General features: G+C 45.1%; 14 protein-coding genes. 10 read left to right on the top strand and 4 right to left on the bottom strand.

Annotated features, from left to right (window positions below):
- Positions 1-112 precede the first annotated feature (112 nt).
- On the bottom strand, positions 113-964 hold the full coding sequence (gene ampE, locus N7386_RS02255) for a beta-lactamase regulator AmpE (protein WP_011627384.1): 852 nt from the start codon (positions 962-964) through the stop codon (positions 113-115).
- 127 nt (positions 965-1091) lie between these two features.
- Positions 1092-1637: a 1,6-anhydro-N-acetylmuramyl-L-alanine amidase AmpD gene (gene ampD, locus N7386_RS02250; protein ID WP_086903885.1), complete on the bottom strand. Its 546-nt coding sequence runs from the start codon at positions 1635-1637 to the stop codon at positions 1092-1094.
- Positions 1638-1887: 250 nt separating this feature from the next.
- On the opposite strand from ampD, the gene nadC reads away from it, so the two are divergent.
- From nadC to N7386_RS02200, 10 genes are all read left to right on the top strand, one after another.
- Complete coding sequence (nadC, locus tag N7386_RS02245) at positions 1888-2769, top strand: carboxylating nicotinate-nucleotide diphosphorylase (protein WP_088211949.1); 882 nt, start codon at positions 1888-1890, stop codon at positions 2767-2769.
- Between the two features lie 1311 nt (positions 2770-4080).
- Positions 4081-4569 carry a pilin gene (locus N7386_RS02240; protein ID WP_279766917.1) on the top strand — a complete coding sequence of 163 codons (489 nt, stop codon included), beginning with the start codon at positions 4081-4083 and terminating at the stop codon, positions 4567-4569.
- Positions 4570-4616: 47 nt separating this feature from the next.
- The gene (gene pilB / locus N7386_RS02235) at positions 4617-6326 is read left to right on the top strand and encodes a type IV-A pilus assembly ATPase PilB (RefSeq protein ID WP_279766916.1); all 1710 of its coding nucleotides are present in this window, start codon (positions 4617-4619) and stop codon (positions 6324-6326) included.
- A 129-nt stretch (positions 6327-6455) separates the two neighbouring features.
- Positions 6456-7721 carry a type II secretion system F family protein gene (locus N7386_RS02230; RefSeq protein WP_279766915.1) on the top strand — a complete coding sequence of 422 codons (1266 nt, stop codon included), beginning with the start codon at positions 6456-6458 and terminating at the stop codon, positions 7719-7721.
- 55 nt (positions 7722-7776) lie between these two features.
- Positions 7777-8703: an A24 family peptidase gene (locus N7386_RS02225; protein WP_279766914.1), complete on the top strand. Its 927-nt coding sequence runs from the start codon at positions 7777-7779 to the stop codon at positions 8701-8703.
- Positions 8704-8794: 91 nt separating this feature from the next.
- Positions 8795-9412 (top strand): dephospho-CoA kinase, encoded by a 618-nt coding sequence (coaE, locus tag N7386_RS02220; protein ID WP_279766913.1) that lies wholly within the window; start codon positions 8795-8797, stop codon positions 9410-9412.
- Positions 9405-10139: a cell division protein ZapD gene (gene zapD / locus N7386_RS02215; RefSeq protein ID WP_279766911.1), complete on the top strand. Its 735-nt coding sequence runs from the start codon at positions 9405-9407 to the stop codon at positions 10137-10139. The genes coaE and zapD overlap by 8 nt, the downstream gene beginning before the upstream one ends.
- Positions 10140-10261: 122 nt before the next feature.
- Positions 10262-10471, top strand: coding sequence for a DNA gyrase inhibitor YacG (yacG, locus tag N7386_RS02210; RefSeq protein WP_011621218.1), 210 nt, complete (start codon positions 10262-10264; stop codon positions 10469-10471).
- 34 nt (positions 10472-10505) lie between these two features.
- Positions 10506-10904 (top strand): 8-oxo-dGTP diphosphatase MutT, encoded by a 399-nt coding sequence (mutT, locus tag N7386_RS02205; protein WP_088211913.1) that lies wholly within the window; start codon positions 10506-10508, stop codon positions 10902-10904.
- Between the two features lie 147 nt (positions 10905-11051).
- Positions 11052-11588 carry a thioredoxin family protein gene (locus N7386_RS02200; RefSeq protein WP_126512314.1) on the top strand — a complete coding sequence of 179 codons (537 nt, stop codon included), beginning with the start codon at positions 11052-11054 and terminating at the stop codon, positions 11586-11588.
- A gap of 74 nt (positions 11589-11662) precedes the next feature.
- Here N7386_RS02200 and N7386_RS02195 read toward each other — a convergent pair whose 3' ends face one another.
- Together N7386_RS02195 and rhlB are read right to left on the bottom strand one after the other, a co-directional pair.
- A complete protein-coding gene (locus tag N7386_RS02195) occupies positions 11663-12589 on the bottom strand; it encodes an exopolyphosphatase (RefSeq protein WP_279766910.1) in 927 nt (308 codons plus the stop codon).
- A complete protein-coding gene (rhlB, locus tag N7386_RS02190) occupies positions 12590-13909 on the bottom strand; it encodes an ATP-dependent RNA helicase RhlB (protein ID WP_086903875.1) in 1320 nt (439 codons plus the stop codon).
- Positions 13910-14017: the final 108 nt, after the last annotated feature.

The following is a 14017-nucleotide window of genomic DNA, read 5'->3' as shown; positions in this document are numbered from 1 at the left end:
TTGAGTAGAATAACTACACTTCATTCCTCGTTTCGCGAGCACGTGCTTGCCAAAACGAACAAAATCTAATCTCGAAACGTCAACACGCCCAACCCTAAATAATGAAGATGCGTTAGGTCACTAAGCCAAAAATGGTCAATAGCGACAGCACAGCAACCATCAGAGTAAAGTTGCGTTTACTTAAGACTAATAATGCCAAGGTCGATTGTACACAAACTGGTGCACTCGACTCCTCTGGCAGCGGCTGAGAAGCTAACGCCGTTTCTGTCACAACCCTTCTGGCACTCGCATTAATGTTTAAGGCATGGTCACGCCAAGCCGAGAGCCCTTCACTAAACTGACCGCTGAGCGCATAGCCAAAGGAAAATACCCGGCTCGGGATCCAATCTAGGACAAACATAATATCTTCGATAAGCGGTAGGTTAAGGGATTTACGCACATTCTCTTCGGCATAAAAACGTGCGGTGCAATATAAGACAGCACCAACTGGGCCTAGGAAGATAAAACATAATGCCACTGCGCCGTAATAACGATAGTTAATCCAAGCAACACTCTGCCCGACCTTGGCGCCTAAGTCTTTTTCAGACACCGCATCTAAACACTCACTGCAATCTAATTCGGCGGCATAGTGGTAACAGGCTTGCACGTCGGAGCGACACGCCGCCTGCATATACTTTTTAAAGCTATCGCGCTGTTTTTGATGATTAAAGCAAATAATTGCCACCACCACCCACAGGGCAAGAGTTAACAGCCCCCAGAACATGCCAGAGGCAACCCAACCCAAAACATGCACGACCAAGGCTGGCAACACTAAGGCGAGCAACATACTGGTATTGGTTAACGAGGCTTTGTCACCAAAGAAAGTGGATTGATAGGATTGCAGCACGCGATCGCATTGCCACGAAGCGGGAAGGAACTTTAATCGTTCCACAAGAATGGCGACCAGTAATGAAAATAATGCCATCGGTAATACTCCTTGTATAAAAGCAGGACAGGCTAGAAACAAACAGAGCGGGCTTCGCCCTTTTAGGCCCTAGATTCTAGAGCGAGCTTGCGAGCGTCCTAGCAGTTGCGCAGCAACATCCTAGATTCTAGAAGTCGCGAAGCTTTGTTAAATACCTTTCCCAGTCGAAGCTTGGTCCTGGATCCGTCTTGCGCATCGGTGCAATGTCACAATGCCCCACAATCCGCTGCGCTGTTAATGCCGGATACTGCGCTAATAAGGCTAGAGTCAACTCTGTAAGCTGCAGATATTGGGCCGCAGTATAGGGCTCAGTATCTGTGCCTTCAAGCTCGATCCCGATAGAGAAATCATTACAATTTTCCCTTTCGCCATAACGAGATACGCCTGCGTGCCAAGCTCTATCTTCACAACTGACATACTGCACACATTCACCATCGCGGCGAATTAAAAAATGTGCTGACACTTGCAGCCCCGCTAAATCGGCGAAACTTTCATCGGCCTCAGTATCTAAACACCCTTGAAATAATTGATCAATATAGGGAAGTCCAAAGCATCCCGCAGGCAGGCTGATATTGTGGATCACCAACAGGCTAATTTCCCCAAATGGACGACGGTTAAAATGCGGTGACTCACAGCGTCGAGCCGAGGACAACCATCCGGCATCAAAGCGCATAAGCTCTTCCTATATTACAGGCATAATGCCACTACTCTAACAGCATTAAGTGACTGAATATATGCAATTCAATGACAAAGGTTAAATAACCAGCCACGCCCCAAACCATCATCAGTTAGCACGATAATCTCAATCGGCCCACTCCCTGTGACTTTTTATCACCCGCACTAGGTGGTAATCTTAGCCCTAAATGCAAGCAAGCAATTTCAAGCACGCCATCTTTGGCATGCAAGAATGCAAGGACCCAATCATGCTAGAGAACGATATTCGTCACGCCGTAAAAACTGCCCTCAATGAAGACCTTGGTGGAACCGAGATCAACGAGCACAGCAAAGCCATTGCCTACGGCGATATTACTGCCCAACTTATTCCTGCTGATAAATATGCCGAAGCGACCTTAATCACCCGCGAAGAAGGAGTTTTTTGCGGAAAAGCTTGGGCCGAACAAGTCTTCAATCAATTAGGTGGCGAAGTCGCACTGCACTGGCATGTTGATGATGGCGATCTCGTGCTACCAAACCAAGTGTTATGTGAACTATCAGGCCCAGCCCGCACTATCCTTACGGGCGAGCGCACTGCAATGAACTTTATTCAGACCTTGTCAGGAGTGGCAACGCTGACAAAACATTATGTGGATAAGTTAGCGGGCACTCACACACGCTTACTCGATACTCGCAAAACCATCCCAGGACTTCGCACGGCTCAAAAATACGCGGTCACCTGTGGAGGCGGTAAAAACCATCGAATTGGTTTGTTTGATGCCTTCTTAATTAAAGAAAATCACATTATGGCCTGCGGTGGCATTCGCCAAGCGGTGGATGCTGCGCGCAGCTTACATCCGAATAAACCCGTAGAAGTTGAAGTCGAATCCCTAGAAGAGCTCGCACTAGCGCTTGATTCAGGCACAGATATCATCATGTTAGATAACTTTGACATCACAATGATGGTTGAAGCCGTCGAACTCAATAATCAATACAAGGCTAAAGGCAGCGGTGCCAAGCTGGAAGTCTCGGGCAATGTCACCTTAGATACCTTGGCAGAATTTGCCAAAACTGGGGTTGACTATATCTCCGTCGGCGCACTCACAAAGCACGTTCGCGCCCTCGATCTCTCACTCAGACTCAAGTCTTAGTCTCATTGGGTCCAAGCTTGGGCTATCAGTAGCACTTTGCTCCACTAGATATCCAACTTTGAGTATCCCAACCAAAAGCGGCTTAACACTAAGCCGCTTTTATCTTCGAGTTTTGTCAGCGTTTTTAGCTATTCTTTACTGACTTTTCTTTATTGATTTTGCTCAAAGCACTCTCGGCACTTATCGTGTTATTTTCTCGAACTATAAAACGGCATATGGCTATAATATTTTCGTTTTTCGCATTTTTTAAAACACAAAAACACCACCATTTTTTGGGGTATATAGCTCACTGAGGGGAAACAAGCTAGCCGCTTTCGCTATTAATTCATAAATACTGGCTAAAATAGCTTCAATATTACGCCAAATTATAAACAAGAAAGACAAAGTGTTAGCCTTACACTGTCCAGAACTAGATGTTGGATACAACAAAACAACACTTCAACAAATTGATTTAAAACACCTTATACGATATCCATTCCTTTTTTATCAATCAAAGAGTACTAAAAACTAATGCGTTTATCGCCAAACCTCATCTAACTCAATTATCGCTAAAATCACGTCACAGTTTTGACACAAAGTTAAATAACGCCAACATTTGTATCGATGTCAATTTTTTGTTAGAACGCAATACGTTTTAATGTCAATTTTTTAGACAAAACAATCATTTTATGAGTGTTTTCCACCAAAAAGCAGTTCCCTTTTTTTTAACTTTGTACTAACTTTTACAGAAGTGGAAATAGCGGCATGCTAGACACACTAAAGACATGGAATTTTTGTATCTCACTCACTGCATGAAGGGATACAGAAAGGCAGCAAAGGATTGGCGCAAGGGATAGGTGAAGTGCTTATTCATGACACATAGCTTCTTGCCAAAAGAGCCAAAAAGAGCCAAAAAGAGTTAGATATAGCGAGTTAGGTATGTCTGTTACGGGTGAGATTGTTTTGGGCAAATTGAACCCTTTATGCGCGAAACCAGAGCAAGAAATCAGTGTAATTTGGTGCGGCTTGCGACCTCAATAGCAGATTAGCCACATTTAAAGAACACATTGTTAATAACCTTAAACAGCAAAATATTTGACGATACATCAAACGATCGCCTATACAAGATGGTATGTTGGTAAATTGTTACAGTTTGAATCGATTTATCAGCCAACATAGTATAGGCTTAACGGTTGTAAGCACTGTCCACAGTGACTAAAGCTAAAAAGTAAAACAGATAAGTAAAAGTGACTGTAAAATAAACATTTTTACTTATCATTGGGTGACTACAAGTTAACTTGTTAATTAATACTGCGTAAGCTGGAGAAAGAAATGAAAGCAATGAATAAAGGTTTAAACAAGCAAGCTCAGGGTTTCACCTTGATCGAGTTAATGATTGTAGTTGCCATTATCGGTATTTTGGCTGCAATCGCATTACCTGCCTACAAAACATATACTCAACGAGCAAAATTTAGCGAGGTAGTACTTGCAGCTACTCCCGCTAAAACAGCTGTTGATGTTTGCTATCAGACGGGCGGTGGCTGTGAACAGTTAGATGAATCTTCAACTAATTGGGCTGCGGCACCTTCAGTTGCAAGTGTAGATATTGATGCTGCTTTGATGGATGATCCATCCGATACTGTAAACACTCCACCCAACCAAATCCCAAATCCTGCTGGGCCTTATACTATCACTGTTACTTCTGAGCCAACGTTTGGTGACGGCACCCAATCATACACTTATATCCTTACAGGTACTCCTGCTAACAATTCAATCACTTGGGCTGCCTCAGGTAGTTGCAAAGTTGCTGGTCTTTGTTAATAAATCCAGTTCGGGAGCATCACGCTCCCGAATATTTTAGGTTAAAAATGCCAACCACAGGTCTTCATCTAGGTTTATCCACTCTTTTTATTCGTAAAGGTCTGCTGAATGAAGAGCAGATAGCTAGCGCTATCGCTAAATCTAGACAATCTAAACAAGCCTTAGTTTCGACCTTAGTTCAAACCAAGCTAATTTCTGCCCGCAGCATTGCCGAGCTGTGTTATGAGGAATATGGCACCCCGCTGCTCGATTTAGCTGAATTTGATATCAGTGCCATCCCCGAAGAATTTATTAATAAAAAACTCATAGAAAAACATCGCTGCTTGCCCCTGTTTAAACGCGGTAATCGCCTCTATATAGCCACCTCAGATCCAACCAATATTGCCGCCCTCGAAGAGTTTCAATTTAGTGCAGGACTGCATGCCGAAGCTATTCTGGTTGAAGAAGATAAGCTCGCTAGAGCCCTTGAAAAGGTATTAGAAGAAGATATCACTGGTTTAGATCTAGGCGGTATGGACGAAGCTGCTTTAGCGGGTATTGAGATTACCGATACCGATAAGCGCCCAGAGGAGAATACTGGTGATGGCAGTGATGATGCGCCTATTGTTATTTACATTAATAAGATCCTTACAGACGCCATTCGTAAAGGGGCTTCTGACTTGCATTTTGAGCCCTATGAAAAACGCTATCGTATCCGTTTTCGTATCGACGGTATTTTGCATGAAGTCTCCGAACCGCCCATTAGCCTAGCAGGGCGTCTTTCTGCTCGTTTAAAAGTAATGTCGAAACTCGATATTGCCGAGCGCCGCGTCCCTCAGGATGGGCGGATTAAAATGAAACTATCCCGCACTAAGTCAATCGACTTTCGGGTAAGTACATTACCGACGCTTTGGGGCGAAAAAATCGTAATGCGGATATTAGACTCCTCTTCCGCACAGCTCGGCATTGAAAAACTAGGATATGAGCCCGACCAAGAAAAGCTCTACCTTGAGATGCTGGCAAAACCCCAAGGAATGATTTTGGTAACAGGCCCAACAGGCTCAGGTAAAACCGTTTCACTCTATACGGGCTTAAATATCCTCAATACTGCCGAGCGTAATATCTCTACCGCCGAAGACCCGGTTGAAATTAACCTTGAAGGTGTAAACCAAGTTCATATTAATTTAAAAGCAGGTTTAACCTTTGCTTCAGCGCTACGTTCCTTTTTGCGTCAAGACCCTGATGTCGTTATGGTAGGGGAAATCCGCGACCTTGAGACCGCCGAAATTGCCATTAAAGCTGCACAAACTGGCCACTTAGTATTATCAACCTTACACACAAACTCGGCGGCGGAAACCTTAACCCGTTTAATAAATATGGGTGTACCCGGCTATAATATCGCCAGCTCTGTTAATCTTATTATTGCTCAACGACTTGCTCGGCGACTTTGCCCTGAATGTAAGGAGGCAGAGCATATTCCCGAGCATGAATTACAGCGTCTAGGGTTTACTGAACAGCAAATAACCCAGGGCTTTACCACTTACAAGCCTGTGGGCTGTGAGCATTGTTCTGGCGGGTATAAAGGACGGGTCGGTATTTACGAAGTGATGAAAATGTCCGATGAAATCGCCCGCACTATTATGGAAGGCGGCAATTCATTACAAATTGCCGAGCAAGCCAAAGCACAGGGGATGCGTGACCTTCGTCAATCAGGCCTACTTAAAGTTATCCAAGGGGTTACCAGTGTTGCCGAAGTAAACCGAGTCACCAGTTTTTAAAACACATAGTTTTTAGGCTACGCTACATAGCTCGCTTAACGGTTTTATATAACCACTTTTTGTTTCGCTATATATACTAATCTAGTGACAATAAACTTATAGCTAATTAATGCCTAATAGGGACTATCTATGGCGACGGCAACGACAGTAAAAAAGCCTCGTGCCAAAAAGAACGAGCAAAAAAGCCAACCTAAGATCTATACCTTTGAATGGAAAGGCTTAAACCGCGACGGTAAAAAAACCGGTGGCGAATTAAAAGGCGCCAGTGTCGCCGAGGTCAAAAGCCAACTAAAACTCCAAGGGGTTAATCCTAAAGTTGTCCGCAAAAAGGCATCTCCTCTTTTCGCTCGAAATCCCGATATCAAACCTATGGATATCGCCATGGTGACCCGCCAAATTGCAACTATGCTGGCAGCAGGTGTCCCCTTAGTTACCACTATAGAAATGCTCGGTCGTGGCCATGAAAAGCAAAAAATGCGCGAGCTACTCGGTACTATATTGTCAGAAGTACAATCGGGTATTCCATTGTCAGACTCACTACGCCCCCATAGACGCTATTTCGATGATCTCTATGTCGACTTAGTCGCAGCAGGTGAACACTCAGGCTCCCTCGATGCAGTGTTCGACCGAATTGCAACCTATAGAGAGAAAGCCGAAGCCTTAAAATCCAAAATTAAAAAAGCAATGTTTTATCCTGCTGCCGTTGTAGTGGTGGCAATATTAGTGACAACACTATTACTACTATTCGTTGTCCCCCAATTCGAAGATATTTTTAAAAGCTTTGGTGCCGAACTCCCCGCTTTTACCCAATTCATTATTGGTATTTCACGCTTTTTACAGAGCTCTTGGTATATTTTCTTAGCTGCTATCATTATTAGTATTTGGTCATTTATTCGTGCCCACCGCAATTCGCAAATGTTTAGGGACCGAATAGACGAGCTTGTGCTTAAAATTCCCGTTATCGGCGAGATATTACATAAAGCGGCCATGGCACGATTTTCCCGTACCTTAGCCACTACCTTTGCGGCAGGGGTGCCTTTAATTGATGGTATGGAATCAGCGGCTGGAGCCTCTGGCAACGCGGTTTATCGATCGGCACTATTGAAAGTACGCCAAGAAGTCATGGCGGGGATGCAAATGAATGTCGCCATGCGCACTACAGGGCTTTTCCCCGATATGCTGATCCAAATGGTGATGATTGGTGAAGAATCTGGCTCACTCGATAATATGCTCAATAAAGTAGCTAATATTTATGAGATGCAGGTTGATGATGCCGTGGATGGCTTATCAAGCCTTATCGAGCCCATTATGATGGTCGTAATCGGCACCTTAGTCGGAGGTTTAATTGTCGGCATGTACCTACCAATTTTCCAAATGGGTAACGTTGTGGGTTAAGCTTCACATTGTGAATCCAACTAACTGATTTAATGAGTAAGAATAAGAACTACTAATGTCAGACTTTATTTCTCTTTTAAGCCACTCTCTAGCTCAGAGCCCTTGGCTGTTTATTGCATTAAGTTTTGTGTTTGCCGCCACTATTGGCAGCTTCTTAAATGTCGTCATTCACCGCTTTCCGGTGATGATGAAGCGCGAATGGCAACTGGAGTGCAATCAATATCTACAGGAATATCATGCAGATGTAGTAGAGCAGATTGGTATCGAAAAGCTCAATAAGCCAATAGATACTTACCCTGAAAAATACAATCTAGTGGTACCAGGTTCTGCCTGCCCTAAATGTAAGACCGCAATCAAACCTTGGCATAATTTGCCGATTGTGGGCTGGTTAATGCTCAGGGGAAAATGCGCCGCCTGCGATGCACCAATCTCCTCACGTTATCCGATTATTGAGTTAATAACAGGGTTACTCGTTGCAACACTCGCTTGGCATTTTGGTCCTAGCTGGCAATTTGTGTTTGCTGCGATATTAACCTTCGTATTGATTGCATTAACGAGTATCGATCTGGATGAGATGCTACTGCCAGACCAGATGACCCTTCCACTCCTATGGCTAGGATTACTCATTAACCTCAACCAGACCTTTACCACTCCAACCGATGCTGTTATCGGTGCAGCAGCGGGCTATTTGAGTCTCTGGTCGGTGTTTTGGCTGTTTAAGCTACTCACTGGTAAGGAAGGTATGGGCTATGGCGACTTTAAACTGCTCGCCGTATTTGGCGCATGGCTAGGCTGGCAAATGCTCCCCCTAGTTATTTTACTGTCTTCTTTAGTTGGCGCCCTTGTCGGCATCACGCTCATCGTGCTCAAACGTAATCAGCTCGCAAACCCAATCCCCTTTGGGCCTTATATTGCTGCCGCTGGTTGGATAGCCCTAATATGGGGACAACCTATAGTCGATTGGTATCTAAGTACGCTATAGAAACACTGTCAGTATTTTTCTTCAGTGTTCGCATTCAATATCGGTCAGAATAATCCAAATCGATTAAGTGCCTTATCTATACAGGAATCTTATGTCCAAGTTTGTTGTAGGTCTAACGGGTGGCATTGGTAGCGGAAAAACTACCGTTGCCAATTTATTTGCCGAAGAAGGTGTCGATTTAGTCGATGCCGATATCGTGGCTCGCGAAGTAGTAGCAAAAGACTCAAAAGGGCTCGAAGCCATTATCGCTCACTTCGGCACTGAAGTATTAACTGAAGCAGGTGAGCTTGACCGGGCACAACTGCGGCAGCGGGTATTTAGCGATGAACAACAGCGCCAATGGTTGAATCAGTTGCTCCACCCTATGATCCGCCAAGAAATGTTGTCACAAGTCGAAAATGCGACCTCTGACTATGTAATTATGGTTGTACCCTTGCTATTTGAGAACGGGTTAGATAGGTTAGTCAATCGGACTTTAGTGGTGGATATTTCGCCGGAGTTGCAAATCAGTCGTACCGTAAAACGCGATAATGTCGATGCTACTCAGGTAAATAACATCATTAATAGCCAATGTAGTCGCAGTGACAAGCTCGCCAGAGCAGACGACGTAATTGATAATCAGGGAGAGATATCAACACTAAAGCAAGAGGTGCAAGCATTGCACCAGCGCTATTTACAATTATCCGGTAATCACGACGCCCATGACTGACTTAGTTTATGAACAGCCTTTAAATGAGAAAATCCGTAGCTACTTGCGGCTCGAATATCTCAATAAACAGCTCGGTAATAATCTAAATCACGACCACCAGCATAGATGTTTCTACCCTCTTTTCTCCCTGTGCGAATTATCGGAGCGTTGCGACTATCGCAATGAAGTCCTTAAAGATATCGAACGCAATCTGCTACAACTAAGCAAATGGCAAGAGCTCGAGCATGTCGATAGCGAACAGATTGAGTTTTACATTCAAGCATTAATGCAAGCCAGAGAGCCACTACAGCGTCCCGAGCGCTGCGGCAGCCAACTCAAACAAGACCGTTTTTTATCGGCTCTGCGACAGCGTTTTGGTATGCCGGGCGCCTGCTGTAACTTCGACCTTCCCCAGCTGCATTTTTGGCTCGCCAAACCTTGGGAAGAAAGACAACAAGATTACCAAGCTTGGATCAGCCATTTTGATCCCCTTCTCACTCCCATCATGCTCTTGCTTCAGTTAACTCGCAGTACCGCCCATTTCGATAACGCCACCGCCCATGCCGGTTTTTACCAAGGTGATAGTGCTCAAGCGCTCTCGTTAGTGCGAGTAAAAGTCGATGCCGCCCAAGGCTGCTACCCCACCATCAGTGGTCATCGCAATCGCTACGCCATCCACTTTGTCCAATTCGACCAGCAGCGTCACTCCGACCGCAGCATCGAATTCCTACTAGCGACCTGTGCCTGAAGCCTTTACACTAACGACCTCTAAGCTGCTGCCGAGTTAAGGCCAAAATTTGCCTACTGGCATACTTTTGATACTCAGCGATTCCCTTGTTATTTCAGTCGACTGCTAAGGAGAAGTCTATTATGCCGTTAACCGTCAACTGTCCAATTTGCAAAACCCCAGTAGAATGGGTTCCTCAATCGGAATTCAAACCTTTTTGTAGCGAGCGCTGCAAGATGATTGACCTCGGCGATTGGGCCTCCGAAAAACATGCTATTCCAGTCAAATCTGAGTTTGACCTCGACGCATTAGATGAACTCGGTTACGACGAAGAAAGCTTTTTCAAAGAGTAATACTCAATAATCAGCCCTTTATAAGCAGAATTTTATGACAAAACGCATTCATGTTGCCGTCGGCATTATCCTCAACCCTAACGGGCAAATCCTACTCGCTAAGCGCCCCGAGCATTTACATCAAGGCGGTAAGTGGGAATTTCCAGGAGGCAAAGTCGAACAGGGCGAAACCGTCACCCAAGCCTTAATTCGTGAGCTAAAAGAGGAAGTCGCGCTAATCGTCAGCGCAAGCGAGCCTTTTATGGCGCTAAGCTACGATTATCCCGATAAACAAGTGTTACTCGATATTCACACTGTCAGTGAATTTACGGGAGAGGCGCAAGGGCTTGAAGGGCAACAGATTGCTTGGGTCAATAAACATGAGCTAAGCCATTACGACTTCCCAGAAGCCAATAAACCGATCCTTAGTAAATTATTAGCCCAAACCGAGTAACAAAACCGCTATTTTGCAGGCAAGATTTAGGTTTTACATTAGCGTTACGTGATCTGGGTTGCAGCAAATTCATCCGCAACTTTTAGAAAGCGCAAATTAGTGTTTGAATGCAAACTCATTATTCTTCTTCGATTTCGAGGGCATATCATGCACAATAACGTTAAAGCATTACTCGCCACAACCGCGTTATTTTTTAGTTGCCAAGTACTAGCAAATGGCGGCTGTGGCTTTGAAGAGCAACAACAGGGCTTGATTGCCACCTGCAGCGAGGAGAAACAAGAAGTGATTTTAACCGGTGTAGTTGAAGCGCAACATTTAGTAAAAGATCTCAATGAGTTTGCTGAGGGCTACAAGAGCTATCAGGTGGATACCGCATCCTTAGCCCCTCTTAAAAATATCGCTGAGCCAACCGAAATCGTGGTCATCATCGGCACTTGGTGCCCAGACTGCCATCGCGAAACACCACGCTTTATTCGCATTATGGAAGAAGTGGCTAACCCCAATATCAAAGTGACTTATATTGGGGTTGATCGCAGCAAACAAGATCCTGAAGGACTGGCGGCAAAATACGAATTTAAACGTATTCCTACCTTTATCGTGCTACAACAGGGTAAAGAAATTGGCCGTATCGTTGAACGTCCAACCGTCTCGCTCGAAAAAGATTTAGTCGAGATTTTAAACTAATCTCGAGTCGCTAAATCATAAAGGCCGCCAAGTGTACACTTGGCGGCCTTTATCTTTTTAAAATGGATTTGAAGTTAAATCGCTTCTTCTAAAATTCGCTGTGCTAGCATCACTAACACGCCCTCACGCAGTGCGCCGCCTGATAGCGCCAACTGCTCAATCCCCAAGAATTCAAAGAGCGCGAGTAAAATCGCCACTCCAGCAGCAAATGTCGGTGCGCGCTCGGCACTAAGGCCGATAATCCCCATAAGGCTGGCATGTTCTTCGGCAAGGATTTCCGCTTTAAGCTGATTCAGCACAGCTAAGGTAATGACTTCAGACTGCTTACGGTGCATTAAGACTTCAACCACAGATTGCACCGCGCCAGAAGCCCCCACCACACAGTGCCATCCTAAGTCTTTTAACCTTTGCCTATGTTCACCTAAGACGTCCAACACTTCCTGCTTGGCATCGTCAAAATCGAGCTCTTGCAACGGAGCGTTGTTAAAGAAGCGACGGTTAAAGGTCACGCTGCCCATAGGCAAACTGGTCTTAAACTGAACTTGGTGACCATCACCGATAATAAACTCGGTACTGGCGCCACCAATATCGATCACTAAACGTCGACCTTGGCCGCAAGTGGTCGCCACCATACCTTGATAAATCAGCTCGGCCTCACGCATACCTGAGATAATCTCAATCGGATGACCCAAAAGCGGAATCGCCTTCTGATTAAACTCATCGGCATTATGGATACAACGCAGTGTCGCGGTGGCAATTACAGCGACATGATTAGGATGGATTTTATGCAGCGCTAACATTTGGGCAAACATTGCTAGACAATCTAGGCCACGCTGCATCACTTCTGCGGTTAGATGACCATCTTCGCCAATGCCTTCGGCTAACCTTACTTTACGTTTGTATTTAGCAATAATGTGTGGCTGACCGCCTTTTGTCTTAGCGATCAGCATATTAAAGCTATTAGAGCCTAAAGTAATGGCGGCATAAGCGGGTGTTGGCATTTAAGGCTGTCTACGCGTCCTGTCATGGCGAGGTGGACGTCCACCACTACGATGGGCACCTTGTGGTCGCCCTGCACCTGAGCGTTCACGTAAATTGCGTGCTCCCGCAGGATGCTTGCGATGAATTTTGACCGGCGGCGGAATATCTTCCAGCAAGGCATCACGGTCATAATTGCTCACAGGAATAGAGTGATTGATGTAGGTTTCAATCGCAGGCAAATTCAGGGCATATTCTTCACAGGCAAAACTGACCGATACACCTTTGTTACCCGCACGCCCAGTACGACCAATACGGTGGACGTAATCTTCACAATCATCAGGTAAATCATAATTGTAGACGTGGGAAACATCGGAAATATGCAGTCCGCGCGCGGCAACGTCGGTCGCGACCAGAATATCTAATTGGCCTTGGGTAAATTGCTCGAGAATGCGAATACGCTTCTTCTGCGGCACATCGCCCGTCAGCAAACCAACGCGATGTCCATCCCCTTCAAGCCAAGACCATAGGTTTTCACAGCTGTGCTTAGTGTTTGAAAAAACAATGGCCTTCTCTGGCCAATCTTCTTCAATCAGCGTCAGCAGCAAACGCATTTTGTCTTCTTGGGAAGGATAGAAAATTTCTTCTTTGATGTTCTTGGAGGTTTTTTCTTCGGGGGCGATTTCGACTTTCACAGGATCATTCATATGATCGTAGGCGAGTTCCTGCACTTTCATCGAAAGCGTCGCCGAAAACAGCATATTCAGACGCTGATCGGCACTGGGCATACGTCGGAACAGGAAACGAATATCCTTGATAAAACCAAGGTCGAACATACGATCGGCTTCATCTAGCACCACCGCTTGAATGCCACCGAGATTGATAATCCCTTGACGAACATAATCAATGATGCGCCCAGTCGTACCAATCAGAATATCGACGCCTTGATCGAGCGTCTTGCGCTGTACATCATAGCTTTCACCGCCATAGACAATGCCAACTTTTAAGTGGCTGTGTTTAGCTAGAAGAATAGCGTCTTTCGCGATTTGAATCGCCAGCTCACGGGTTGGAGCCATAATGATGGCGCGCGGCTGATTTAGCTGACGGTTTTCAGGAACAGGCGTCGACAATAAATGGTTAAATGTGGCAACCAAAAACGCCATTGTCTTACCCGTGCCCGTTTGGGCTTGGCCAGCGATATCTTTTGATTGAAGTAATACGGGTAATGATAACGCCTGGATCGGCGTACAAAATTCAAAGCCGTTTTCGGCAAGTGCCTGTTTAACCTCTGGATGCAGAGGAAGGTCGGCAAATTTTTGATTAGATAAATGTGTTTGGCTCATAGCGCAAGCATACCATTTGGGGTTGCAATAAGATACTCGATCGTTTGAAATAGCCACATTGTAAAAAGGTAACTTGAAAAGCTATTTTTCAGCCCCAATATACATGGT

This window comes from Shewanella sp. GD04112 (assembly GCF_029835735.1).
In the GTDB taxonomy this organism is placed as follows: domain Bacteria; phylum Pseudomonadota; class Gammaproteobacteria; order Enterobacterales; family Shewanellaceae; genus Shewanella.
The sequence above is the reverse complement of the archived record's forward strand: the minus strand, read 5'-3'. Positions and strand labels throughout refer to the sequence as shown.

What these genes read in the sequence shown, in the direction of transcription:
- N7386_RS02230 (WP_279766915.1), top strand. Translation starts at nt 6,456, where the DNA reads ATGGCGACGGCAACGACAGTAAAAAAGCCTCGTGCCAAAAAGAACGAG.
- pilB (WP_279766916.1), top strand. Translation starts at nt 4,617, where the DNA reads ATGCCAACCACAGGTCTTCATCTAGGTTTATCCACTCTTTTTATTCGT.
- ampE (WP_011627384.1), bottom strand. Translation starts at nt 964, where the DNA reads ATGGCATTATTTTCATTACTGGTCGCCATTCTTGTGGAACGATTAAAG.
- coaE (WP_279766913.1), top strand. Translation starts at nt 8,795, where the DNA reads ATGTCCAAGTTTGTTGTAGGTCTAACGGGTGGCATTGGTAGCGGAAAA.
- ampD (WP_086903885.1), bottom strand. Translation starts at nt 1,637, where the DNA reads ATGCGCTTTGATGCCGGATGGTTGTCCTCGGCTCGACGCTGTGAGTCA.
- N7386_RS02200 (WP_126512314.1), top strand. Translation starts at nt 11,052, where the DNA reads ATGCACAATAACGTTAAAGCATTACTCGCCACAACCGCGTTATTTTTT.
- rhlB (WP_086903875.1), bottom strand. Translation starts at nt 13,909, where the DNA reads ATGAGCCAAACACATTTATCTAATCAAAAATTTGCCGACCTTCCTCTG.
- N7386_RS02195 (WP_279766910.1), bottom strand. Translation starts at nt 12,589, where the DNA reads ATGCCAACACCCGCTTATGCCGCCATTACTTTAGGCTCTAATAGCTTT.
- N7386_RS02240 (WP_279766917.1), top strand. Translation starts at nt 4,081, where the DNA reads ATGAAAGCAATGAATAAAGGTTTAAACAAGCAAGCTCAGGGTTTCACC.
- mutT (WP_088211913.1), top strand. Translation starts at nt 10,506, where the DNA reads ATGACAAAACGCATTCATGTTGCCGTCGGCATTATCCTCAACCCTAAC.
- yacG (WP_011621218.1), top strand. Translation starts at nt 10,262, where the DNA reads ATGCCGTTAACCGTCAACTGTCCAATTTGCAAAACCCCAGTAGAATGG.
- N7386_RS02225 (WP_279766914.1), top strand. Translation starts at nt 7,777, where the DNA reads ATGTCAGACTTTATTTCTCTTTTAAGCCACTCTCTAGCTCAGAGCCCT.
- zapD (WP_279766911.1), top strand. Translation starts at nt 9,405, where the DNA reads ATGACTGACTTAGTTTATGAACAGCCTTTAAATGAGAAAATCCGTAGC.
- nadC (WP_088211949.1), top strand. Translation starts at nt 1,888, where the DNA reads ATGCTAGAGAACGATATTCGTCACGCCGTAAAAACTGCCCTCAATGAA.